The following is a 23,947-nucleotide window of genomic DNA, read 5'->3' as shown; positions in this document are numbered from 1 at the left end:
CCAGGCATCACCCCACCCTACAGCCGCCAACGAACTAACGACTCAGGACACTAGTTTGCTCGGGGAGGCCCAGTCCACCCCGGGGCTGTGGGCCGTGCGGGGGATCGGAGGAGGGGACGGTGGAGCGGAGCGACACCGCGGCCGAGTCCGGCGAGTCCATCGCGCCCCGGCTGGCCTGGGGCGTCACCGCCGTCGTGTTCACCGGCATCTGCCTGATGTCGTTCTCCATCGTCCTCGACCAGGGGCACGGCCCCTGGGCTACGGCGGCGGCCGCCGCCGGGATGACCGCGCTGTTCCTGCTCCAGATGGCGCAGTTCCGCCTCGCCGGGGACGCCGACCACCTGTCCCTGGCCCGGAGCATCCTGGCCGCACAGGCCGTCCTCGCCTACGCGCCCATCCCCTACTTCGAGATGGGGTGGGCGTCGATGCCGATCTTCTTCGCGGGCAGCGCCCCCCTGGTGCTCCCCCCGCTCTACGGGTGGTCCTGCTTCGCGGCGGTCCTGGCCACCGACGTCGCCATCCACACCGCCTACACCTCCGACTGGACGGTCCTGGGCTATGCCGCGGCGACCTTCACGGTCTTCGGGCTGGCCGTGTACGGGCTGTCCTACCTGCGCGTGGTCATGGAGCGGATGCGCGCGGCCCAGCAGCGGCTGGCGGGCGCCGCGGTCGCCCGGGAGCGCCTCCGCTTCGCCCGCGACCTGCACGACGTGCTCGGCTACAGCCTGTCCTCGATCATCCTCAAGGCCGAGCTCGCGCACCGGATGGCCCCGACCCGTCCGGCCCAGGCCCAGCAGGAGGTCGAGGACGTCCTGGCGACCGGGCGCCAAGCCCTGTCCGACGCCCGCTCGGTCGCCCACGGGTACCGCGACCTGTCCCTGGACGACGAGTGCCGCTCGGTGCGGTCGGTGCTCACCGCGGCCGGCGTCGACCTGCGGCTGCGCGCCGAGTACGGGGACCTGCCCCCGCGGGTCGGCACCGTGGTGGCCGCCCTGGTGCGCGAGGGCGCCACCAACCTGCTCCGCCACAGCCGGGCCGAGTCCTGCACGATCGCGCTCGTGCAGGGGCCGGAGCGGATCACCGCCGAGATCGTCAACGACGGCGCGCCCGGGGACGAGGGGGCGGCGCGGTACACGCGGGCCCTGGGCGACCTCGCCGGACGCGCCCGCGCCCTCGGCGGATCACTCACCGCGGAGTTCCTCGGAGGCGAACGCTTCCGCCTGGCGCTGGAGCTGCCCCTGGAGCCCCTCAGAGCCGGTCCTCACCGGCCGGAGACCGGCGCCCGGTCCGTCCGGCGACCGTCCCGCCGACACCTCGCGTAGACAGACAGGCACGGGCTCCGCCGTTCCGGTGCCGCCGCGCCCGCCCGCGGCCGCGGGGTCTGGGCCCCCTCCCCCGCTTCTCCGGCGTGCCCGGCGCGGGTTAGTTTGAGCGTGGGCCGGTCACGGACGCGTTCCCACTCGGCGCGTTCCGCCGCACCATCGCCCCCGGTCGGCCGACCGTGTCGACCGCCCGCCGCCTGCGAGAGGGAACGACGCCGTGACGACGGGACCGAACGCGTCCACCACCGCCTCCGCCGTCCTCGGCCCCTCCTCCGCGCCCCACGGCATGGCGCCGACCTTCGCCTGGGCCGTCTCCATCACGGCCGTGGCCGCCTTCTTCCTGAGCAACCTGCAGATCACCTACGTCCACCCGTTCACCGACCCGGCCCACCGCGCCGCCGCGTTCGCGGTGCTGCCCGTTCTGCTCGTCCTGCAGCTGCTGGTGTGCCTGTGGTACGGCCGGGCGGACCGGCGCACCGCCTCCCGCGCCTGCCTGGCCGCGCAGGCGGTCCTGGTCTTCGCGCCGCCGCCGGTCTTCCAGGACGCGTGGATGGGCATCTCGGGGTACCTGGCCGGCAGCACCCTGCTGGTCCTGGGACCCCGCGCCGGATGGACCGCCTTCACCGCGACCGCGGCGAGCGTGGCCGCGGTGCACGCCTGGTTCAACCCGCTTCCGGCGAGCGTCCCCGCCGGGCCGCTGTTCATGACCATCCAGGTGGTGGTGACCGGGCTGATCATCTACGGCCTCACCCGGTTCAGGAAGATGGTGGTCGACCTGCACGAGGCGCGGACCGAGCTCGCCGAGGCGGCGGTGGTCCGCGAGCGGCTGCGGTTCGCCCGCGATCTGCACGACCTGCTCGGCTACAGCCTCTCGGCGGTCACCCTCAAGGCCGAGCTGGCGCACCGGCTCCTCCCCCTCCGGCCCGAGCAGGCCCAGGACGAGCTGTCCGAGCTGCTGGACACCGGACGCCAGGCGCTGACCGACGTGCGCGCCGTCGCCCACGGCTACCGGGACCTGTCCCTGGAGGAGGAGTGCACGTCGGTGCGCTCGGTGCTGACGACCGCGGGAGTGAACGTGCGGATGGAGGTCGGCCACGGCGAACTGCCCACCCAGGTGGGCACGGTGGTCGCCACGGTGCTGCGGGAGAGCGCCACCAACCTGCTGCGCCACAGCCGGGCGGAGAACTGCGAGATCACCATCCGGGAGGAGGGCGACCGGGTCCGCGCCGCGTTCACCAACGACGGGGTCCGCCCCGAGCGCTCCTCCGGGTCGGGGGAGCGCTCGGGCGGCCTGGACAACCTGGCGGACCGCGCCGCGGCCCTCGGCGGCACCCTGGTCAGCGGGATCGGCTGCGACGGCCGGTTCCATGTCACCGTCGACCTGCCCAAGCACCGCCACGGCGACACCGGCGGCGCCCGACCGGCGGTCGCCGCCGCGTGGCCCCTCCGTCCGGCAGGGAACGCCCCGGAGCCGACGGAGGCCCAGCAGACAGGGACGAGCCCCTCCTGACCTGAACCGCTCGCGCATCCCTTCGCCGAAGCGGCGATGATCCTGGCGGTGCCGACGGCGGCCTCGCGCATCGGGAAGCGGTGACCCGCCCGCCCCCTCCATGACCCCCTCACAGGGGAAGCGGTGACGGAAGGGCCGGGAACGCAATGGATTCGAACAATACCATCGATGCTTTCCGCATATTGCTCCGAACAGGGCCGGAAAATAGCATTGCCACAACACCAGGAAAGACTGCCGTCATTCCCTGCCCAATCGGCGCGCCCCGCACCCCTCCGCGGCCCCCTTTCGCGGCGACGAGGCGAAGCACGCCCGGGCGACCGACGAGGAAGGGCACATTGCGCGCGTACTCTATTTCGGTATCTCCAATCCTCTGATCCCGAATCGGCTCCCCGTGACCCCGGGCGCTGTTCTCTCGCCTGACCGATCCCTCCGGAGGGGCAGAATGAGTGATACCACGGAAAAGCAAGCGGTGAAGGGATTCGGCGCGCCGGCCCCCGGGGGTCCGGCGCCCGCCGTCAAGGCACGGGACACCCCGCGCCTGCCCGGAGCGCTCCCCGCCCCGCCCGGCGCGGCGGGGAGCGAGAAGATCCTCGAAGAGCTGTCCGAGGAGCTGTTCGCCTCCCTGCGCCGCACCGACCAGCGGCGCAGGGGCTCCGACTATCTCCGCGGCCTGCTGACCACGCCGGGGCGCAAGTCCATCCGCAACATGGCGGCCCTGCTCGGGGGCATCGGGACCGGGCAGAGCCTGCACCATTTCGTCTCCAGCTCCACCTGGGACTGGGTGCCGGTGCGCAGGGCGCTGGCCGAGTACCTGGTCCGCACCGCGCCCCCGCGCGCCTGGGTGGTGCGCCCCCTGCTCATCCCCAAGACCGGGCGCCACTCGGTGGGCGTGGGCCGCTACGGCGGCAAGGACTACCCGGTGAGCGCCCAGATGGCGATGGGTGTGTGGGCCGCCTCCGAGTCCACCGCCGTCCCCGTCCACTGGAGCCTCCACCTGCCCGCCTCCGACGAGGCGCCCGGCACCGCCGCCGACGGCGTCGACGCCGGCCTGGAGGTGCTCACCGACTGGGGGCTGCCGCCCCGTCCGCTCGTACTCGACCTGGAGGGGGAGGCGGTGGCTCCGGCGGTCCGCCGACTGCGCGCGGCGAGGCTGCACCCGGTCGCCCGGATCACCGGCGACGTCCGCCTCCAGGTGGCCGACCCGGCACTGGTCGGCCACAACGGACGGGTGCTGCACGCCGAGGAGGTCCTGCGCGCCGCGCAGGACCTGCGCCGCCCGGTGCGCGGCACCGGCGGCGGACCGGGCACCCGGCCGCGCGCTCCGCGCCGCCCTCTCGCGGGGCGGCCGGACATGGCGGCCGCGGTCCGCGTCGGCCTGGCGGACCGGTCCCGCGCGGGGGCGGGACTCGTTCTGGTGGGGATCGGACCGGCGAACCGCTTCTGGCCACGAGAGGTATGGCTGTCGACCCTGCCCTATCCGCAGAGCACGGTGGCGATCCCCGCCTACGGCGGCCTGCTCCGCATGACCGACCACGTCCAGGACTCCATCGGCACGAGTGTGGGACTCCGGGACTACACCGGGCGCTCCTACGCCGGATGGCACCGCCACGCCACCCTGGCCTCCGCGGCGCACGCGGTGGCGATGCTCTCCCGCTGACCGCGATCACCCTGGAGACACCTGGAGAGAAGGGGCCAAGGCCCTGACGGGCGCGCCTTGCCCGGGACGCGACACCCGGGCGCCCGCGGGGCACCGCACCCGACCGGCCATCGGCCCCCGTCCGCCACACCTGGGCGACATGCAGCCGTGCGTGTCACGTACTTGACGAAGTCCCTGACGGCCTTTGGCGACCCTTCGCACAGCTCGCGCATGATGAGCCCCGCACTCAGCCGTGCGGCGGGCGGAACGCCCCGGTCCCTTCTGGGCCCCGGGCCGCCGCCCACTCCATCACCCGTTGAGGAGTCCGTCGTGGACGAACCCGCCCTGCTCGCAATCGACTCCCGGACCGTCCTCCAGCAACCCGACTGGGCACAGGACCCCTATCTGCCAACGGTCCGCCGTGCCCTGGGCGCCCGACCGCCGCTGGTGCGTGCGAGCGACACCGACCGCCTGCGCCGTACGCTGGCCGACGTGGCCGAGGGGCGCCTCCTCGCCGTGATCGCCGGGGACTGTGCCGAGGACCCGTCGGACTGCACCGCCTCCGACGTCGCCGCCAAGACCGGCCTGGTAGAGCTGACCGCCGGGGCCCTGCAGATCGCCGCGCGGCGCCCGGTGGTGCGCGCGGCGCGCATCGCCGGACAGTCCGCCAAGCCCCGTTCCCGGCCGACAGAGGTCTGCGGCGGCGTCGAGGTGCCCGCCTACCGCGGGCACATGGTCAACGGGCCCGAGCCCGATCCCTCCGCGCGGATGCCCTCCCCCTCCCGCCTGCTGACCGCCTACACCTCGGCCCGCTCGGTGCTGGGCCACATGGGGTGGCTGGGCTCAGGCGCGCAGGGCTCCCCCTCCGTGTGGACCGCCCACGAGGCGCTGCTGCTCGACTACGAGCTGCCGCAGATCCGCACCGCCGACGACGGCCGCCGCCTGCTCACCTCGACGCACTGGCCCTGGATCGGCGACCGCACCCGCGACCCGGACGGTGCGCACACGGCGATGCTGGCGGAGGTGTCCAACCCCGTCGCCTGCAAGATCGGCCCGTCCATCGACGCCGCCGAGCTGGTGGAGCTGTGCGCCCGGCTGGACCCCGGCCGCGAGCCGGGACGGCTCACCCTGGTCGCCAGGATGGGCGCCGGTACCGCCGCCGAGCGGCTCGGCGGCCTGGCGGCCGCGGTCCGCGCGGCGGGGCACCCCGTGGTGTGGCTGTGCGACCCGATGCACGGCAACACCGTCACCACCTCCTGCGGGCTGAAGACCCGGCACGTCGAGGCGATGGTCCGCGAGACCGGCGAATTCCAGGAGGCGGTGCGCAGGGCCGGAGGCGTGGCCGGAGGGCTGCACCTGGAGGCGACCCCCGAGCAGGTCACCGAGTGCGTGCGCGACCAGGGCGACGAGCACGAGGTGGTCGGCAAGTACACCAGTTTCTGCGATCCGAGGCTCAACCCGGTGCAGGCGGCGGAGGTGGCCTCGGCATGGTCGGCCTGAGCACGGCCCCGCACCCCGCCGCCCGGCACACCCCCCTGCACGCCCCTCGACGGAGGACGACCATGCCCGCGATCCCGCCCATCTCCGCCTACCCCATGCCCGACGAGGACGACCTCCCGGTGAACACCGCCGACTGGACGCCCGACCCCGACCGCGCGGTCCTGCTCCTGCACGACATGCAGCGCTTCTTCCTGCGCCCCTTCGACGAGGCCGGCGCGCTCCGCGACGACCTGATCGGCAACTGCGCCCGGCTGCGCCGCGCCTGCGCCGCGCTGGGGGTGCCCATCGCCTACACGGCGCAGCCCGGCGGCATGTCCGCCGAACAGCGCGGCCTGCTCAAGGACTTCTGGGGACCGGGGATGACCATGTCCCTCGAAGACCGGGAGGTGGTGCCCGAGCTGGCACCGGAGCCCGGCGACTGGACGCTGAGCAAGTGGCGCTACAGCGCCTTCCACCACACCGGCCTGCTGGAGCGCCTGCGCGCCTCCGGCCGCGATCAGATCATCGTCGCCGGGGTCTACGCCCACGTCGGCGTGCTGATGACCGCCGTGGACGCGTTCACCAACGACATCCGGACGTTCCTGGCCGCCGACGCCGTCGCCGACTTCTCCCCCGGGTTCCACCGGCTGGCCCTGGACTACACCGCCCGGCGCTGCGGGGTGGTCGCACTGACCGGGACGCTGGCCGGAGCGCTGGAGGGGGCCGCCGACGCACCGGCCCCCCGCGAGGAGGCGGTGGCATGAACACCGGAAGCACCCTGTTGGAGGAGGTGCTGGCCGACCGGAGGTCCTCCTTCGCCCTGCTGTACCGGCCCGAGTCGGCCGCCGGTCCGGACGCGGTCGAGGTGCTGGCCGGACCGGCCTCCACCACCGCGTCCCTGGCCGACCTGCCACTGGACCCCGCACCCGCCCGGGACGCCGGGGAGGGCACCACCCCGGCGCGGCACGAGCTGCTCGCCCTGGTCCCCTACCGGCAGATCCGCGAGCGCGGATTCGACTGCGCCGACGACGGCGCCCCGCTGATCACGCTGCGCGTCGAGGACCAGGGACGGGTGCCGCTGGCCGGATTCCGCGCCCGCGTCCCCGACACCGGCATCACGCTGTCCGACGGCGGGTTCGACGTGGACGACGCCGCCTACGCCGCCACCGCCCGCCGGATCATCGACGGCGAGATCGGCAACGGCGAGGGCGCGAACTTCGTGCTGAAGCGCTCCTTCACCGCGACCGTCGAGGGGTTCTCCGCCGCGAGCGCGCTGACCCTGTTCCGCCGACTGCTCAGCCAGGAGTCCGGCGCCTACTGGACCTTCGTGGTGCACACCCCGTACGGCACGTTCGTCGGCGCCTCCCCCGAGCGGCACGTCAGCCTGGACCGGGGCACCGCGGTGATGAACCCGATCAGCGGCACCTACCGATACCCCTCCTCAGGGCCGGCGCTGGAGGGGGTCAAGGCCTTCCTCGCCGACCGCAAGGAGGCCGACGAGCTCTACATGGTGGTGGACGAGGAGCTCAAGATGATGGCCCGGATCTGCGACTCGGTGCCCCGGGTCATCGGTCCGCGCCTCAAGGAGATGGCCCGCCTCGCGCACACCGAGTACCACATCGAAGGGGAGAGCTCCCGGGACCCGCGCGAGATCCTGCTCGAGACCATGTTCGCCCCGACGGTCACCGGCAGCCCGTTGGAGAGCGCCTGCCGGGTGGTGGCCCGCCACGAGCCCGAGGGGCGCGGCCACTACAGCGGCGCGGTGGCGCTGATCGGGCGGGATTCCGGCGGCGGGCGCGCCGTGGACTCGGCCATCCTGATCCGCACGGCGGAGATCTCGCCCGAGGGCGGCCTGCGCCTGGGGGTGGGTGCGACCCTGGTGCGCCACTCCGACCCGCAGGCCGAGGTCCAGGAGACCCGGGCCAAGGCGGCCGGGGTGCTCGCCGCGCTGGAGGCCGACCGCACCCGGGGGCTGGCCGACCACAGCGAGGTCCGTTCGGCCCTGGCCCGGCGCAACGAGCAGGTCTCCGGATTCTGGCTGGGGCGCTCGGGGCGGGCGGCCGTCCCGGAGCTGGCGGGGCTGGGCGTGCTGGTCGTGGACGCCGAGGACACCTTCACCGCGATGCTCGCCCACCAGCTGCGCGCCCTGGGCCCACACGTGGAGGTGCGCCGCTACGACGAGCCGTTCCGGCTGGACGGGCGCGGGCTGGTGGTCATGGGCCCCGGTCCGGGTGACCCGCGGGACACCGTGCACCCCAAGATCGCGGGGGTGCGCAGGGCCGTGCGCGCGCTGCTGGCCGCCCGGGCGCCGTTCCTGGCGGTCTGTCTGAGCCACCAGGCGCTCTGCCTGGAGCTGGGCCTGGAGGTGATGCGCCGGGACACGCCCAACCAGGGCGCCCAGCACACCGTCGACCTGTTCGGCCGCCACGAGCGGGTCGGCTTCTACAACACCTTCGCCGCACGCTGCGCCGAACCGGTGTTCGTCCCCGCCGGAGACCTCCCCAGCCCGGTCCAGGCCGCCCGCGACGCACGGACCGGGGAGGTGCACGCCCTGCGGGGGCCCGGCTTCGCCTCAATGCAGTTCCACCCCGAATCGCTGCTGACCCGGGACGGCGTGGGCATCCTGGCCCGGACCCTGTCCGGAGTCCTCCGGCCGGACGCCGTGCCGGTCTGAGGCGACGGGGCGGCGGCCCCGCCGGAAGACCGCCGCCCCGCCCGGACCGGCACCGCGCGTCACAGCCGCACGGCGCCGGTGTTGATGCAGGCGAGCAGCGTGCGCGCCTGGACGTTGACGTAGTGGCCGTGCCGGACCAGCGCGTTCAGCTGGCCGGGGGTGGCCCACACGAACCCGGGCGGCGGCGCCAGGGGCGTCAGCCCTTCGGCGTCGACCACCATGTAGCGGCTCCGCGCGTTCAGGAAGCGTCCGCCCTCCTCGGAATGGACGGCCTCGTAGCGGATCCGCTCAGGGGGAGACCCCAGCACCGCCGCGAGGAAGGGCGGGCGATCCGCCGAGGGCAGGTGGGCATGGTTGCGCGGGGTGCACTGGACGGTGGGGCCCAGCTCCACCGTGTCCAGGAAGCCGCCCTCCACCCGGGCGTTCACCAGGACGTGCGGCACGCCGCCGATCCTGCGGGTGAGAAAGGCGGTCACGCCCGTCCCGCACGGCTCGATCAGCGGCTGGGTCCAGCCGCCGACCTCGCGCGTGCCCGCCCGCACCCGCACCCCGACCACGTCGAAGTACCGCCCCTCCCGGTGGCGGACGCGGTCCGGCTCGCGCACCCAGTCGGGGATGCCGGCCAGCGGGACGGTCTCGGCCCGCACCCGGTAGCGGGAGCGCTCTCCGGTGAACCAGGACAGCAGTTCGGGGTCGGGGTGCAGCGCCTGCGGCTCCTCCTCGGCGACGGGGGCGCACGCCAGCACCGTGCGGGCGTCCATGTTGACCAGGTCGTCGTGGCGCAGCAGCTCTCCGAGTGCCCCCATGCTGACCCAGCGGAAGTCCTCGTGCACCGGCACGTCCGCGTCCGGTGGCACCTCGACGATCATGTTCCGGTTGCTCTTGCGCAGGAACCACGAGCCGTGCTCGGACTGCAGCGCGTCGGCCAGCACCCGGGCGCGGCCGGGCTCGGTGAAGTACTCGATATAGCGCACCGCCCGGCCGCCGTGCGCCCGGGTGTAATTGCTCCGGGTCGCCTGGACGGTCGGCGAGAGCTGGACGGTGTTGGCGTTGCCGGGCTCCATCTTGGCCTGCATCAGCATGTGCGGCAGGCCGTCGATCTCCTGGACGAGGATGCCCAAGACGCCGACCTCGTTCTGGTCGATGATCGGCTGGTGCCATTCGGGCACCGGAACACCGCCCTCGACCCGCACGTGCAGCCCCGACACGGTGAAGAAGCGGCCGCTGCGGTGGGCCAGGTCGCCGGTGCGCCGGTCGAAGCCCCAGCCGTCGAGGTCGGCGAAGGGCACCCGGTCGACGCGGAAGCCGCCCGCCGCGCGGCGCTCGGCCACCCAGTCGGCGACGCCGTCCGGACCGGAGAGCGGCGGCGGGGCCGAGTACACCTCCACCGAGCGGCGCAGGCGTGCGCCGACGGCGGCCTCCTTCCTCCATCGCAGGGCGGGACCGAGCCCTCGGGCGTCGGGGAGGGCGCCGACCTGTGTCGGCGCCGTACGCGGGTTCATCGGCTCCTCCTCTCGCCGCCGCGGCGGCTCAGGTGCGCACACCGGTCCGGCGCAGCGGCTTCCACCAGGCGGGGTTGTCGGCGTACCAGGCGACGGTGCGGGCCAGCCCGCGCTCGAAGGGGACGAGCGGGGCGTAGCCGAGCTCCTCGCGGATCCGGGTGTCGTCCACCGAGTAGCGGCGGTCGTGGCCAGCGCGGTCTTCGACCCGTTCCACTGCCGACGCGTCCGCGCCGCACAGCTCCAGCAGCAGCTCGGTGATCTCCAGGTTGGTGCGGTCCTCACCGCCGCCGACGTTGTAGACCCGGCCCGCGCGGCCGCGGGTGAGCACCTGGTGCACGGCCCGGCAGTGGTCCTCGACGTGGAGCCACTCGCGGACGTTGCCGCCGTCCCCGTACAGGGGCACCTTCTGCCCTTCCAACAGGTTGGTGATGAACCGGGGGATGAGCTTCTCCGGGTGCTGGTTGGGCCCGTAGTTGTTGGTGCAGCGGGTGACGGACACGTCCAGGCCGTGGGTGCGGTGGTAGGCCAGGGCCATGATGTCCGACCCGGCCTTGGAGGCCGAGTAGGGCGAGTTGGGGTCGACCGGCTCGGCCTCGTCCCAGGACCCTTCGTCGATGGATCCGTACACCTCGTCGGTCGACACGTGCACCACGCGCCCGGTGCCCGCCTTGAGCGCGGCCTCCATCAGCGCCTGCGTGCCCAGCATGTTGGTGCGGGCGAACGCGCCCGCGCCGGCGATCGAGCGGTCGACGTGGCTCTCGGCGGCGAAGTGGACCACGGCCCCGTGGCCGGGCAGCAGACCGTCCAGCAGGGCGGCGTCGCCCACGTCGCCGCGGACGAAGGTCAGACGGGGGTGGTCCATCGGCAGGTTGGCCGTGTTGCCCGCGTAGGTGAGCAGGTCCAGCACGGTGACCTCGGCGCCCTCGTACCCCGGGTAGCCGTCCTCGAGCAGCGTCCGGACGTACTGCGAACCGATGAACCCCGCGCCTCCGGTCACAAGGATCCTCATTGTCGGCACCTTCCTTTCCCGTGCCCGGCCGCGGCCGGGCACGGAAGCGACGCGGCCCGGTTCCCGGGGCCGCGAGTTCACCTCCGACCTTCGCGTCCGGGAATCATTTCGGGACAGCCGCTTCCGGCCGGTGTGTCACATCCGCACCTCTGGATCCGATTCCACGCCCGATCTCGGACGGCATCCCATGACGAATTCACGGGCCCGTTCACGGCGAACACGCCCATCGCCGTTCGAAGAGCGTCCGCACGGCGGCCGAGAATGCCTTGGAACGGGGATCTCGACGCCCCGCCCCGCCCTACGAGGGGCCCCTCTCGCCCGTGAGGAATTCATACGGCGACGGAGGACCGGAGCACTACCGGATCGGTGCCCCCGCCTTCACGATGCCCCCCTGCCGGTCGTTCTCGGCCGGGGCGAGCCGCTGGTCCGCGTCGGCTACGCCCATGACGGGCGCTCGATCACGGGGGTCTCCCGGGGGTCCTGGAACGGGGGCGCCAGCTCGGCCTCAAGGGTGAAGGCCGGGGTCGGCGCCGCGGCGAACGACTCGGCGACCTCCATCACGTAGCGGCCGTAGGGCGACTTGGCCAGGCGCTCGCCCAGCCGGTGGCACTCGACCGCGTCGATGAATCCCATGCGCAGGGCGATCTCCTCCAGGCAGGCGATGTTCACCCCCTGCCGCTGTTGCAGGATCTGGACGAACTCTCCGGCCTGGACCAGGGAGTCGTGCGTCCCGGTGTCGAGCCAGGCGAAGCCGCGGCCCAGGTCGACCAGTCGGGCCCGGCCCTGTTCCAGATAGGTGCGGTTGATGTCGGTGATCTCCAGCTCGCCGCGCGCGGAGGGGGTGAGCGTCCGGGCGATGTCGACCACCTGCCCGTCGTAGAAGTACAGCCCGGTGATCGCCCGGTTGGACCGCGGGCGCTCGGGCTTCTCCTCCAGGGAGAGCAGGCGGCCCTCCGCGTCGGCCTCGCCGACGCCGTAGCGCTCGGGGTCGGAGACCGGGTAGCCGAACAGCGTGCACCCGTCGACGCCGAGGGCGCTGCGCTGGAGCAGCCCCGACAGCCCCGGGCCGTGGAAGATGTTGTCCCCGAGCACCAGGGCGGAGGGCTCGCCGCCGACGTGCCGGGCGCCGATCAGGAAGGCGTCGGCCAGGCCTCGGGGCTCCTCCTGCACCGCGTAGTCGAGGGACAGGCCCAGCTCCTCGCCCGTGCCCAGGAGCCGCCGGAAGCCCGGCAGGTCCTGCGGGGTGGAGATGAGCAGAATCTCCCTGATCCCGCTGAGCATCAGCACCGAGAGCGGGTAGTAGATCATCGGTTTGTCGTAGACCGGGAGCATCTGTTTGGAGACTCCGCGCGTGATCGGGTGGAGTCGGGTTCCGCTGCCTCCGGCCAGGATCATCCCTTTCACGGGTACCTCCGATTCGGCCTGGGTCGGTTTCCTTCCAGCGTCCGTGCGCCAGCCGCCGACACGGGCTCTACGCCGGGCGGAACGACTTTTCCCCGGCCCCCTTCGCCGACGTGAGCGGCAGGGAGCCCTTGACGCTCGTCGCCCCGGGGATTATTCGCCCGCCGGGCTCCCGGGCGGGAGTGCGAGCCTCACGAACCCGGGGGTGGATGCGTCACAGCGGGCGGGAGGCGGTCACCCCACGGCCGACCCTCGATGAAGAATTCATAAACGGTTCGGTGATGTGCGCACTGCCGCCGCCGCCCCGTTTCAGAGCAGAATGACGGTGCCTCGAGCCTGAGGAGCAGTGTTGACGGCCGAACTGCACCGGAGACCGCGCGCGTCGCCCACCACCGGTCGGCGGACACCCGAACACCGCGTACAGAAAGGGACGAGAAGTGGAGAAGACGACGCCCGCCCGCGCCGGCCGACGCGAATGGATCGGGCTGGGGGTGCTCGCGCTGCCCACCGTGGTCCTGTCCATGGACCTGACGGTGCTGCACCTGGCGGCCCCCACACTCAGCGCCGACCTCGATCCCACCGGGAGCCAGCTGCTCTGGATCCTGGACGTCTACGGATTCATGGTCGCGAGCTTCCTCCTGGTCATGGGGAGCCTGGGCGACAGGATCGGCCGCAGGCGCCTGTTGTTCATCGGCGCCGCGGCCTTCGCCGCCGCGTCGGTCCTGGCCGCCTTCGCTCCGACGGTCGAGACGCTGATCGCCGCTCGGGCCCTGCTCGGCGTGGCCGGCGCCACACTGATGCCGTCGACCCTGGCCCTGTTGACCAACATGTTCCACACCTCGGCGCAGCGGACCTTCGCCATCGCCGTGTGGATGACCTGCTTCACCGCGGGTGAGGCGATCGGCCCGTTGATCGGCGGGGCACTGCTGGAGCTCTTCTGGTGGGGGTCGATCTTCCTGATCGGCGTTCCCGTCATGGCGCTGCTCCTGGCGGTGGGCCCCTTCGTGCTGCCGGAGTCCTCTGAACGGCTCCCCGGGCGCCTGGACATGGTCAGCGCCACGCTCCTCATCGCCTCGGTCCTGCCGCTGGTGTACGCGGTCAAGAAGCTGGCCCTGTCGGGCGTGGGGCTGGAGCCCATCGGCTGGGCCGTCCTCGGCCTGGCGGTCGGCGCCGTCTTCTGCCGGCGCCAGCTGCGGATGGACGACCCGATGATGGACCTGCGCCTCTTCCGTCTGCCCGCCTTCAGTGCGGGACTGACCACACAGGTGATCGCGGTGGCGGCGATGGCCGGCAGCCAGCTGCTGGTCCTGCAGTACCTGCAGTCGGTGCTGGAGCTGTCGCCGTTCCAGGCGGGCCTGTGGACCGTGCCGTCCATCGTCCTCGGCATCATCGCCACACTGCTCGCGCCCAAAATGGTCACGCGCATCCGCCCGGCGAAGGTGGTGGGCGTCTGCCTGGCCATTGCGGCCGTCGGTTCCGGCATGCTCGCCGTGACCGCACCCATGCAGAGCCTTCCGGCGGCCATCATCGGCTTCACCGTGCTCTACACCGGAGTGACGCCGACGCTGGCGCTCATCACCGACCTGATCGTCAGCTCGGCGCCCGAGGAGCGCTCGGGCATGGCCTCCGGCGTCGCCGAGAGCGGCGGGGAATTCGGCCTGGCGAGCGGCATGGCCTTCCTCGGAGCGGCGACGATGGCCGTTTACCAGGTACGCCTGACCGAAGCGGCACCCGCCGGGGTGGACGAAGGGTCCCTCGACGCCGCCCAGGAGACCGTGGGAGCGGGTGTGCGCATCGCCGAGGAGACGACGGGAGCCACCGGGGCCGCCCTATTGGAGGCGGTTCACGCGGCCTACTCCGACGGATTGCAGGTCGCCGCAGGCGCCGGAGCCGTGTTGCTCGCGGTCGGCGCCGTCCTCGCGCTCGGCTTCCTGCGGGGAGCGCCCGCCTCCGCCGAACAGGCCGGGGACAGCGCGTCCCCGGCCGAGCCGAAGAGCACTGCGGGGGCGACGACCGAGCACTGATGACGGCGCCCCCGCCTGAGGGGGACGGCGGCCCGGCGCTCTGATCGAGCGCCGGGCCGCCGTCCGTTCCGGAACCGATGGGCGGCGCCGTGTCGAGTTGACACCCTTTACGGCTTCCTGTTGTTCCGTTGCTCCGAAAAGCCGCATTCTGCCATGTGGGCGTTCCGGAGAAACGGATGCTCTCCACCTCCGGAAACCCTCTTTTCCCTTCTTTCGAACCAGAGCAGAGAGGATCGGCCGTGGCCGTCCAACGTGTATGGGACTATCTGCCCGAATACGCCGAAGAACGCGAGGAGATCCTCGCCGCGGTGGACCGCGTCTTCTCATCCGGAGTGCTCGTCCTGGGCGATGGCGTCCGGAGCTTCGAAGAAGAGTTCGCTCGCTACCACGGTGCCGCGCACGCCGTCGGAGTGGACAACGGAACGAACGCGATCAAACTCGGCCTCCAGGCCCTGGGCGTCGGCCCGGGAGACGAGGTCATCACCGTGTCCAACACCGCCGCCCCCACGGTCGTGGCGATCGACGCCCTCGGCGCCGTCCCCGTCTTCGTGGACGTGCGCGAGGACGACTTCCTCATGGACACCGACCAGGTGGCCGCAGCGGTCACCGACCGCACCAAGGTCCTTCTCCCCGTGCACCTGTACGGACAGTGCGTGGAGATGGCCCCGCTCAAGCGAATCGCCCGTCGGCACGGGCTGGCGATTCTGGAGGACTGCGCGCAGGCGCACGGTGCGCGGCATCACGGCGAGATCGCCGGGAGCATGGGGGAGGCGTCGGCCTTCTCCTTTTACCCGACCAAGGTGCTGGGCGCCTATGGGGACGGCGGGGCCGTGGTCACCTCGGACACCCGGCTCGACGAGGGCCTGCGCCGGCTCCGCTTCTACGGGATGCGGCCAGGGCGGTACTACACGTGGGAGACGCCGGCCCACAACAGCCGTCTCGACGAGGTCCACGCCGAGATCCTCCGAGGCAAGCTGTCCCGCCTGGACTCCTACATCGCCGGGCGGCGCGCGGTGGCCCGCCGCTACGAGGAGGGCCTGGCGGGGACCGGGCTGGAGTTGCCCCGCACCGCCCCCGGCAACGAGCACGTCTACTACGTCTACGTCGTCCGCCACCCCGAGCGCGACCGGATCATGGAGGCGCTCGAAGAGCACGGCATCTCGCTGAACATCAGCTACCCCTGGCCGGTGCACACCATGGAGGGGTTCGGCCGTCACGGCTACACCACCGGAGACCTTCCGGTCACCGAAAAGGTCGCCGACACGATCTTCTCTCTTCCGATGTACCCCTCCCTGCCCCGCTCCGCGCAGGACCGTGTGATCGACGCTCTGCGCACCGTGGTCGACCGGCTGTGAACCCACCCCGCCCCGCCCCACCATCACAGAGAGAGGTCCGCATGCAGCAGACGGAGACGACTTTCGACGACCGCTACCGCACCGGGCTCGACCTCGCCGCCCGCTTGGGCGGGGAAACGGACGGGACGGAGGCCTTCGAGCTCCTCGGGAGGCAGTGGGACCTGCTTCCCGGTGTCTTCTGGCCCCGTCCGGGCACCGGGACGGAGTGGTACACCACCGCCATCCCCTACCGGAACGCGCCCCGGTTCCTGGAGATCGGCTGTGGGGCCGGGGTCACCGCCGTGTGGGCCGCCCTGCACGGATGCGGCCACGTCACCGCCACCGACGTCGTGGAGTCCGCGGTGCGCAACACCGCCCTCAACGCGGCCCGCCACGGGGTCGGTGACCGCGTCCGGGCGCAGCGCAGCGACGTCTTCTCCGACCTGGCCCCGGATGAGCGCTTCGACCTCGTGTTCTGGAACTGCAGTGTGATCGAGGCGCCCGAGGACTTCGAGTTCACCCGCGACGTGGAGTGGGCGATCTTCGACCGCGGCTACTCGGCGCTGCGCCGCTACCTCAGTGAGGTGCACGACCGGCTCACGCCCGGCGGACGCGCCCTGGTGACCTTCAACAGCCTGGGCGACCAGCGGCGCATCGAGGAGACGGCGCGCCAGGCGGGTGTCGGGTTGCACCGTCTCGGAGAGTCCACCCGCCTCCTCTCGGGCGAGGGCGTCACCTTCCGGCTCTTCGAGATCCTGCGGCCTGAGGAGCCGAGAGGGGAGCGGGCATGAGGGTCCTCTTCGTCAGCAGGGGGAGCGCCGCTCCGGTCTTCGGCCTCGTCCCTCTGGCCACGGCGGCCCGCAACGCGGGCCATGAGGTCCTCGTCACCTCGACGGAGGACATGGTCCCCGTCGTGACCTCCGTGGGACTGCCCGTGGTCCCGGTCTCGGAGCGCTCCGAGGAGGACTACGGGGTCCGTGGCAGGGACGGTACGCCGCTCGCGTTCCCCGAGCGCGGAGCGCGGGAGCAGCGCCTGTTCGCCGGCGGCTGGTACGGCCGCCTGGCGGCGGGATGCCTGGACGGCCTGCGCGACCTCACCTGCTACTGGCGCCCGGACCTCATCGTCGGCGGTCGGCTGGATTACGCGGCCGCCCTTCTCGCATCCTCCATCGGCGTCCCGTTCGCACGCCAGGCCGTGGACATCGGCGAGTGGTCGGAGGTGGACGAGGGAGCGGCGGCCGAACTCGCGCCTGAACTCGCCCGACTCGGGGTGGACGCCGTTCCCGGCCCGGATCTGGCGATCGAGATCTGCCCGCCGAGCCTGCGCCCCGCGGGTGCCCCGGAGACCGAGTACATGCGCTGGCGTCCCGGGAACACGCAGCGGCGCGTCGAGCCCTGGATGCTGACCCGCGGATCGCGCCCGCGCGTGGTCGTCACGGCGGGGAGCCGGGCCACCCCGGAACAGCATGTGGACTACCTGCGGCCGCTCATCGAGGCGGTGCACGGGTTGGGCGCCGAAGTGCTGGTGGCCGTCCCCGGGGCGCTCGCGGAGGCGGTCGCCCCGATCGCCGGGCGGTCACGCGTGGGGTGGATCCCGCTCGACGTGGTCGCCCCCACGTGCGACCTGTTCGTCCACCATGCCGGAGGAACCACGTCCTTCGCCGCCATGGACTCGGGGGTGCCACAGCTGGTGGTCCCCGAGGAGGACGCCACGTTCGACCTCGGGCGGCGCATGGACGCCGCCGGGGTCGCGATCGCCCTGCACCCGGACGACCTCACCGCGCGGTCGGCCAGCGACGCATGCCGCAGGCTCTTGCAGGAACCGTCCTACCGCGTCCGCGCGGCAGAGGCCGCGGCGGAGATCCGATCGATGACGCCGCCCTCGGAAACGGTCAGGCGGCTGGAGAAGCTGGCCGGCTGAGGGCCCCGGCCCCGCACCGGCAGGGAAGGGACCTGCCCCGCCCACGGCAACGATGGCCCGGCACCGGTTGCCGGTCCGACCCGGCGGCCGTCTCGTGCAGGCCGCCGGGCCCCGGGCGCGCCCTGGGGCCCAGCCCGCCGTCCTGCCCTCGTCCGGGGGCCGGACCTCCCGAAGGAGTTCTCATGTACGGAAGTGAATCGGCCCCCCTCTACGACACCCTGCACACGGCGCGGGGCAAGGACTTCGCAGCCGAGGCCGCGGAAGCCACCGATGCCGTCCTCGGCCGCACGCCCGGGGCGCGCTCTCTCCTCGACGTCGCCTGCGGAACCGGCGCCCATCTGGAACACTTCGGCACGCACTTCGACCGCGTCGAAGGGGTGGACCTGTCCGGCCCCATGCTTCAGGCCGCGGCCCGGCGCCTCCCCTCGGTGCCGCTCACCCACGGCGACATGCGCACCTTCGACCTCGGGCGCACGTTCGACGCCATCACCTGCCTCTTCTGCTCGATCGCCTACGCCGGGGCCGCGGCCGATCTGAAGGCGGCCCTGGAACGGTTCGCCGCGCACCTGCGCCCAGGCGGGGTGGCGGTGGTGGAGCCCTGGTGGTTCCCGGAGAATTTCACCCCCGGCCATGTGGCCGGGGACGTGGTGCGCTCCGGTGACACACTGATCTCACGCATGTCGCACAGTCGGCGGGAAGGCGAGCGGGCGGTGATGCGCGTGCACTACGCGGTGGCCGATTCGCAGCACGGCCTCAGCGACTTCACCGAGGAGCACCGCTACACGCTGTTCCGCCGAGAGGACTACGAGCAGGCGTTCGCGGGCGCCGGATTCGACGTCGAGTACGTGTCCGCGGAGTACACGGCGCGGGGCCTATTCGTCGGAGTACGGCGGTGAAGCGGGTCCTGGTCTTCGGCGCCACCGGATTCGTCGGCCGCCATGTGTGCTCCCAGTTCACCGAAGAAGGAGATGAGGTGATCACGGCCTCCCGCGGCGGCGGCGAGCCGCACGGGGCCGACCACCTCACCATCGACCTCGCGGAGGCCTCCCCGCTGGAGCTCGCCGAGCTGCTCGCCCGGATCCGGCCCGACACGGTCGTGAACGCGGTGGGCAGCATCTGGGGGGCGTCCGATACGGAGATGGAGCGCCGCTGCTTGACACCGGTCCGCACCCTGGTCGAGGCGCTTTCGCTGATCCCGGGCACACCCCGCCTGGTCCACCTCGGCTCGGTCCTGGAGCACGGTTCTCCTCCGAGCGGGGCGTACGGCAGGGCCAAGCGCGCGGCGACCCAGGAGATCCTGCTGGCGACGGCGGAAGGCCGCATCGAGGGGACGGTTCTGCGGGTGGCCAATGTCATCGGTCCGGGCACCCCGGAGATCAGCCTGCTGGGCAAGGTGGCCGGAGCGCTCACCGAGGCCAAGCGCGAGCGCGGGGAGGCGGTCGTCGAACTGGCACCGCTGAGGGCCCAGAGGGACTTCGTCGACGTCCGCGACGTGGCCGAGGCGGTCTGCGCGGCCGCCCGGAGCGACCCGCCGGGTGCGGTCGTCGACATCGGTTCAGGGCACAGCGTTCCCGTCCGTGAACCGGTCGACCTGCTGGTCTCGGCGAGCGGCGTCCCCGCCCGGGTGATCGAGTCCCCGCCCCCCGTGCAGGAGCGGGCGCCCCGGACCGAGGACCGGATCGTGGTGGACACGGCGCGCGCCTGGTCCCTCCTCGGCTGGCGCCCCCGCCGCACACTGGCCGCAGCGGTCACCGCCTACTGGCGCTCACTGGAGGCGACGCCCTGAGCGAGGTGTTCGGGGAGGCGGAAGGACCGCTGATCGCGGTGGGGAACCGGCGGTGGCCGCGGCGGTGCCCGGCTCGGAGTTCACGGATCGGGGTTCACGGATCCGACATGACGAACCCATGCGCCCACCCGTGAGGTGCGCACTATGTCCGGCTCGCCCCTTCTGTGGAGAATGTCTTTCGTTCCGATCGACACGGACCGGATACGGAAACCGGATCACGAAGGAGACGGCAATGGCCCCCACCGCCCTGTCCGCTCAGGCCCTCACCGACACCGAGCTGCAGATCGACGTCTTCGACAGCTGGACCCTGCCCTCCCACGTCGTCGCCGCCGCCACCGGCGGCCGCTGCGGGCTGCCGACACCGCGCCGCACCACCGCCCCCGCTCCCGAGCGCACCCCCACCCCCGCCCCGGCCTCGGCGTGAGCACCGGCGCCCGGCGATGCCGCTGAGCCGCGCAACGCAGCACACTCCGGGCCGCCCGTCCTACGGGCGGCCCGGAGTGTGTCACCTCCGCCCCTCTGCGGCCTGACGCCATGAGGAATTCACACGCCCCCGCATGACGAACACACTGCAGGCCCGGCCGTACCGACGTCCACAATGAGACCGCCCCGCCGGACCAGGAGGCCCTCTGATGCACCCCGAACCGACCTCCGAGACGCCGCCGTCCCCTGCCCTCCACACCGCCTCCGCCCCCGCGGAGCCGCTGGGCTTCCGGGCCGGTCTGCGCGCCGAGACCGTCTCCGGCGAGGGCGTCTACCTGTTCTCCGAGGCCGGTGTGACCACCCTGCGCGGTGCGGGGGTCGAGGCACTCGCACCGCTGCTGGACGGCACCCGCGACATCGGGGCGCTCCGGCGGGACGCGCCCGCCGATCTGGCCCCCGGCACCGTCGACCGGGTCGTCGGCCGCCTGCACGAGGCCGGACTGGTCGCCCCGGCCGCGCCGCAGCCGCCCGCGGAGGCCGCCTACTGGGCGGCGGCCGGGCTGGATTCGGCCGCCGTCGCCCGCACCGTCGCCGCCTCCCCCGTCCAGCCGGTGGCCGTCGGCGGCGCCGACGCCGCGGCGGCCCTCCACGCCCTGGCCGCCACCGGGCTGCACACCGCCGACGCGCTCACCCACCTCCCCGGCTCCCGCCACACGCCCGCCGAGGGCACCGCACTGTCGGTGGTGGTCTGCGGCGACTACCTGGACGCCGGACTGGACGAGATCGACGCCGCGCACCGGGCCCAGAACCTGCCCTGGCTGCTGGCCCGCCCCGCCGGGGCCCGGGTGTGGATCGGCCCCTTCTTCACCCCGGGGCAGGGCGGCGCCTGCTGGCACTGCCTCGCCCACCGCCTCCGCTTCCACCGCCAGGCCGAACTGCGCGCCCAGCGCGACCTGCGCCTGAACGGGCCCATCTCCTGCCCCGCGCCCACCGTCCCCGCGCTGTCCTCGGCCGCACTGGGGCTGATCGCCCTGGAGGCGGCCAAGTGGACCGCGGGCCACCGCGACGCGCACCAGAGCGCGGTGTGCACACTGGACAGCCTGACCCTGCAGACCCGCCGGCACGAGCTGCGCGCCCGCCCGCAGTGCACGTACTGCGGCGACCCCGGCCTGGTGCGCGCCCGGACGCGGCGCCCGGTGCAGCTGCACACCCGCCCCAAGACCGCCGACGGCGCCACCGGGCACCGCTCGCGCACCGCCCAGGAGGTGATGGACGCCTACGGGCACCTGGTCAGCCCGGTCACCGGCCTGGTCAAGGAGCTGCGCCCCGAGCCGTCCGCCCCCCGGGGTGCGCACATCTACCGCAGCGGCCCCAACATGGCCGCCGCCTGGGCCGACCTCGAACAGATGCGCGTGGTCACCCGGGCGGAGAACGGCGGCAAGGGCACCACCGACCTGCACGCCCGGGTCAGCGCGCTGTGCGAGGCGCTGGAGCGGCACAGCGGCGCCTACCACGGCGACGAGGAGGTGGTCCGCGGCAGCTACGCCGAGCTGGCCGACCGGGCCGTGCACCCGGACGCGTGCACGCTCTACGACCCGCGGCAGTACCCCGGCCGGGAGCGCTGGAACGCCGAGCACGGCCTGTTCCAGCACGTGTGCGACCCCTTCGACGACCACAGCCCGCTGGACTGGACCCCGGTGTGGTCGCTGACGCGGGAGTGCACCACCCTGCTCCCCACCGCCCTGCTCTACTTCGGCGCGCCGCACGAGCCGGGGTGGGCCCCCGTGGTGGCCGACTCCAACGGCAACGCGGCCGGGACCAGCTTCGAGGACGCGGTCCTCCAGGGCGCCCTGGAACTGGTCGAGCGGGACGCCGTGGCCCTGTGGTGGTACAACCGCACCCGCCAGCCGGGCGTGGACCTGGACGCCTTCGCCGATCCGTGGGTGGACCGGATACGCGGGGCGTTCTCCGACGCCGGGCGGCGGCTGTGGGTCCTGGACGTCACCTCCGACCTGGGCGTGCCCGCGATGGCCGCGGTGTACCGCGACACCGGCCCGGGGCCGCAGAACGTGATGTTCGGCTTCGGTGCCCACCTGGACGCCCGCACCGCTCTGCGGCGGGCCGTCGCCGAGGCCTGCCAGATGCTCCCCTGCGCGCAGGGCCTGCTGGGCTCGGACGACCCCGACGCGGCCCGCTGGCTCGCCGGGCCCGGCACCGACGGCGCCTCCTACCTGCTGCCCGACCCCGGGCGGCGCCCGCTGCGGCCCGACGACTACGACGACGCCTCCGGCGACGACCTCGCCGGGGACGTGCGCGCCCTGCGCGACCGGTTCTCCGCCGCGGGCCTGGAGACCCTGGTGCTCGACCAGACCCGGCCGGACATCGGGCTCCCGGTGGCCAAGGTGATCGTGCCGGGCCTGCGCGGATTCTGGTCCCGGTTCGCGCCGGGACGGCTCTTCGACGTCCCGGTGGAGCTGGGCAGGCTCGCCGCGCCGACGCCGTACGAGGAGCTGAATCCGGTCCCGATATTCCTGTGACCCTTGGACGGCGGATGTTCCAGCACGGCGGGGGGACGCGCCCCCAGCGACTGCTCTCCCTCATCGACGGCGCCCTGGTCGAGGAGGGCGCCGACGGTTCGCTGACCGTCGCCTCGCGGTGGGGGGACGTGCGCGTCGCCGACCCCGGCCCCGCCGTGCGGACGCTGCTGGACCGGATGTCGCTGGGGCCGGTCAGCCCGGACAACGTGCTCCCCTGCGGGGGGCCGGAACGGGACCGGGCGCTGGACGGGGTCCGGCGCGTCCTGGAGGACCTGGACGGGTGCGTGGTCCATTCGCTGTCCGATGGGAATCTGGGCGGCCCGGTGCTGTCCGTGGAACCGGTCGCGCCGTGGGCCCGGTTCACCCCGCCGCTGCGGCCCCGCCTCCCGGCGGGGCTGGTGGTGCGGATGTCGCGGTACGCGGTGGTGCGCACCTCGGGCACCCTGCTGCTGGCCGAGTCCCCGCTGGCGCTGCACCGGGTGGTGCTCCACCGGTCCGAGGCGCTGCGGGTGATCGGGGCGCTGGCCTCCCCGGTGGGCCCCGAGGAGCTGGCCGCGGAGCTGGACGACATCGCGCCCGCGGTGCTGTGGGAGGTGGTCGCCCACCTGACCGCGGCCGGGGTGGCGGTCCAGGGGCGGCGCGGGCCCGAGGGCGGCCGCCCGCTCCTGCTGGAGGACACCGACACCCGCCTGGCCCCCTGGTCCCCGCACGACCTGCTGTTCCACTCCCGGCGCCGACCCGGTCGCGACGGCCGGTCGCTGGCCGCGTCCGCCCGGACCGGGCCGGGGAACCGGCCGCCGCCCCGGCGGGTCCCGCTCCCCGGGGCGAAGCCGCCGGTGCGCGCCGTGGTGGTCCCCCCGGACCCGGGACGCCCCCTGCGCGCCGCCGAGCTGGGGGCCCTGCTCTCACGTGCGCTGGACCAGGGCGCCCCCGGCGTCATGGACGCGGTGCCCGCGGTGCCGGGGCCGGAGCGGTCGCTGGACTTCTACATCACCGTCAACCACAGCAGCGACGTGGAGCGCGGCATCTACCGCTACTCCCCGCGGGGCCACGCGCTGCTGCTGGTCAACTCCGACGAGGAGGACACCCGGGCGCTGCTGGACTGCGCCCGGGTGGCCGGGGGCAGCGGCCCGGTCCCGGCGGTGCTGATCACCATCGCGGCGCGGATGCCGGCCATCCCGCGGTCGGTCGAGGCCAGCCCGTACGCCACCGCCCTGCTGTTGACCGGCGCCCTGCAGGAGCGGCTGCGCCAGGCCGCCCAGGACCTGCGCCTGGCCGCCTCGGTCCTGGTCACCGGCGACGGCGAGACCTCGGCCCGGGCCCTGCGCCTGGACGGCATCGCCGAGGTCCCCACCGGCGACTTCAGCGCCGGGTGAGGCGGGCCGCCTC

Annotated in this window: 18 protein-coding genes; 15 read left to right on the top strand and 3 right to left on the bottom strand. The window is 73.4% G+C overall.

Annotated features, from left to right (window positions below; all coding sequences use genetic code 11):
• Positions 1-119 precede the first annotated feature (119 nt).
• The 6 genes from O4U47_RS20935 to O4U47_RS20910 all read left to right on the top strand — a co-directional run bounded on the left by O4U47_RS20935 (position 120) and on the right by O4U47_RS20910 (position 8,621).
• On the top strand, positions 120-1,322 hold the full coding sequence (locus O4U47_RS20935) for a sensor histidine kinase (protein ID WP_270679616.1): 1,203 nt from the start codon (positions 120-122) through the stop codon (positions 1,320-1,322).
• A gap of 217 nt (positions 1,323-1,539) precedes the next feature.
• Positions 1,540-2,832: a sensor histidine kinase gene (locus O4U47_RS20930; RefSeq protein ID WP_270679615.1), complete on the top strand. Its 1,293-nt coding sequence runs from the start codon at positions 1,540-1,542 to the stop codon at positions 2,830-2,832.
• Between the two features lie 469 nt (positions 2,833-3,301).
• On the top strand, positions 3,302-4,489 hold the full coding sequence (locus O4U47_RS20925; protein ID WP_456299841.1) for an IS701 family transposase: 1,188 nt from the start codon (positions 3,302-3,304) through the stop codon (positions 4,487-4,489).
• A 309-nt stretch (positions 4,490-4,798) separates the two neighbouring features.
• Positions 4,799-5,968 carry a 3-deoxy-7-phosphoheptulonate synthase gene (locus O4U47_RS20920; RefSeq protein WP_270679613.1) on the top strand — a complete coding sequence of 390 codons (1,170 nt, stop codon included), beginning with the start codon at positions 4,799-4,801 and terminating at the stop codon, positions 5,966-5,968.
• 62 nt (positions 5,969-6,030) lie between these two features.
• Positions 6,031-6,711, top strand: coding sequence for an isochorismatase family protein (locus tag O4U47_RS20915; RefSeq protein ID WP_270679612.1), 681 nt, complete (start codon positions 6,031-6,033; stop codon positions 6,709-6,711).
• A complete protein-coding gene (locus tag O4U47_RS20910) occupies positions 6,708-8,621 on the top strand; it encodes an anthranilate synthase family protein (RefSeq protein WP_270679611.1) in 1,914 nt (637 codons plus the stop codon). Before O4U47_RS20915 ends, O4U47_RS20910 begins: the two co-directional genes overlap by 4 nt.
• Before the next feature lie 59 nt (positions 8,622-8,680).
• On the opposite strand, the gene O4U47_RS20905 is transcribed toward O4U47_RS20910, so the two are convergent.
• From O4U47_RS20905 to rfbA, 3 genes are all read right to left on the bottom strand, one after another.
• Positions 8,681-10,123 (bottom strand): NDP-hexose 2,3-dehydratase family protein, encoded by a 1,443-nt coding sequence (locus O4U47_RS20905; protein ID WP_270679610.1) that lies wholly within the window; start codon positions 10,121-10,123, stop codon positions 8,681-8,683.
• Between the two features lie 28 nt (positions 10,124-10,151).
• On the bottom strand, positions 10,152-11,132 hold the full coding sequence (gene rfbB / locus O4U47_RS20900; protein ID WP_270679609.1) for a dTDP-glucose 4,6-dehydratase: 981 nt from the start codon (positions 11,130-11,132) through the stop codon (positions 10,152-10,154).
• A gap of 435 nt (positions 11,133-11,567) precedes the next feature.
• Positions 11,568-12,536, bottom strand: a complete 969-nt coding sequence (rfbA, locus tag O4U47_RS20895) for a glucose-1-phosphate thymidylyltransferase RfbA (protein WP_270679608.1) — start codon at positions 12,534-12,536, stop codon at positions 11,568-11,570.
• A 434-nt stretch (positions 12,537-12,970) separates the two neighbouring features.
• On the opposite strand from rfbA, the gene O4U47_RS20890 reads away from it, so the two are divergent.
• The 9 genes from O4U47_RS20890 (at position 12,971) to O4U47_RS20850 (ending at position 23,934) form a co-directional block, all read left to right on the top strand.
• Positions 12,971-14,557, top strand: coding sequence for an MFS transporter (locus O4U47_RS20890; protein WP_270679607.1), 1,587 nt, complete (start codon positions 12,971-12,973; stop codon positions 14,555-14,557).
• A gap of 239 nt (positions 14,558-14,796) precedes the next feature.
• Entirely contained in the window at positions 14,797-15,912 is a 1,116-nt protein-coding gene (locus tag O4U47_RS20885) for a DegT/DnrJ/EryC1/StrS family aminotransferase (RefSeq protein ID WP_270679606.1), read from the top strand.
• Between the two features lie 41 nt (positions 15,913-15,953).
• On the top strand, positions 15,954-16,682 hold the full coding sequence (locus O4U47_RS20880; protein WP_270679605.1) for a methyltransferase domain-containing protein: 729 nt from the start codon (positions 15,954-15,956) through the stop codon (positions 16,680-16,682).
• On the top strand, positions 16,679-17,812 hold the full coding sequence (locus O4U47_RS20875) for a nucleotide disphospho-sugar-binding domain-containing protein (protein ID WP_270679604.1): 1,134 nt from the start codon (positions 16,679-16,681) through the stop codon (positions 17,810-17,812). The genes O4U47_RS20880 and O4U47_RS20875 overlap by 4 nt, the downstream gene beginning before the upstream one ends.
• A 182-nt stretch (positions 17,813-17,994) precedes the next feature.
• Positions 17,995-18,708 carry a class I SAM-dependent methyltransferase gene (locus tag O4U47_RS20870; RefSeq protein WP_270679603.1) on the top strand — a complete coding sequence of 238 codons (714 nt, stop codon included), beginning with the start codon at positions 17,995-17,997 and terminating at the stop codon, positions 18,706-18,708.
• Positions 18,705-19,598, top strand: coding sequence for an NAD-dependent epimerase/dehydratase family protein (locus O4U47_RS20865; protein ID WP_270679602.1), 894 nt, complete (start codon positions 18,705-18,707; stop codon positions 19,596-19,598). Before O4U47_RS20870 ends, O4U47_RS20865 begins: the two co-directional genes overlap by 4 nt.
• Positions 19,599-19,830: 232 nt before the next feature.
• Positions 19,831-20,022, top strand: a complete 192-nt coding sequence (locus O4U47_RS20860) for a hypothetical protein (RefSeq protein WP_270679601.1) — start codon at positions 19,831-19,833, stop codon at positions 20,020-20,022.
• A 208-nt stretch (positions 20,023-20,230) separates the two neighbouring features.
• Positions 20,231-22,558 (top strand): TOMM precursor leader peptide-binding protein, encoded by a 2,328-nt coding sequence (locus tag O4U47_RS20855; protein WP_270679600.1) that lies wholly within the window; start codon positions 20,231-20,233, stop codon positions 22,556-22,558.
• Between the two features lie 14 nt (positions 22,559-22,572).
• Entirely contained in the window at positions 22,573-23,934 is a 1,362-nt protein-coding gene (locus tag O4U47_RS20850; RefSeq protein ID WP_270679599.1) for a nitroreductase family protein, read from the top strand.
• The last annotated feature ends 13 nt before the right edge of the window (positions 23,935-23,947 follow it).

This window comes from Nocardiopsis suaedae, from assembly GCF_027706745.1.
GTDB lineage: Bacteria > Actinomycetota > Actinomycetes > Streptosporangiales > Streptosporangiaceae > Nocardiopsis_A > Nocardiopsis_A suaedae.
Note: the sequence above shows the minus strand (reverse complement) of the source record. Positions and strands in the feature narration are given on the sequence as shown.

Bases quoted from the DNA above. Each gene is read 5' to 3' on its own strand.
- O4U47_RS20915 (WP_270679612.1), top strand. From the start codon at position 6,031: ATGCCCGCGATCCCGCCCATCTCCGCCTACCCCATGCCCGACGAGGAC.
- O4U47_RS20910 (WP_270679611.1), top strand. From the start codon at position 6,708: ATGAACACCGGAAGCACCCTGTTGGAGGAGGTGCTGGCCGACCGGAGG.
- O4U47_RS20905 (WP_270679610.1), bottom strand. From the start codon at position 10,123: ATGAACCCGCGTACGGCGCCGACACAGGTCGGCGCCCTCCCCGACGCC.
- rfbB (WP_270679609.1), bottom strand. From the start codon at position 11,132: ATGAGGATCCTTGTGACCGGAGGCGCGGGGTTCATCGGTTCGCAGTAC.
- O4U47_RS20880 (WP_270679605.1), top strand. From the start codon at position 15,954: ATGCAGCAGACGGAGACGACTTTCGACGACCGCTACCGCACCGGGCTC.
- O4U47_RS20875 (WP_270679604.1), top strand. From the start codon at position 16,679: ATGAGGGTCCTCTTCGTCAGCAGGGGGAGCGCCGCTCCGGTCTTCGGC.
- O4U47_RS20870 (WP_270679603.1), top strand. From the start codon at position 17,995: ATGTACGGAAGTGAATCGGCCCCCCTCTACGACACCCTGCACACGGCG.
- O4U47_RS20860 (WP_270679601.1), top strand. From the start codon at position 19,831: ATGGCCCCCACCGCCCTGTCCGCTCAGGCCCTCACCGACACCGAGCTG.
- O4U47_RS20855 (WP_270679600.1), top strand. From the start codon at position 20,231: ATGCACCCCGAACCGACCTCCGAGACGCCGCCGTCCCCTGCCCTCCAC.
- O4U47_RS20850 (WP_270679599.1), top strand. From the start codon at position 22,573: ATGTTCCAGCACGGCGGGGGGACGCGCCCCCAGCGACTGCTCTCCCTC.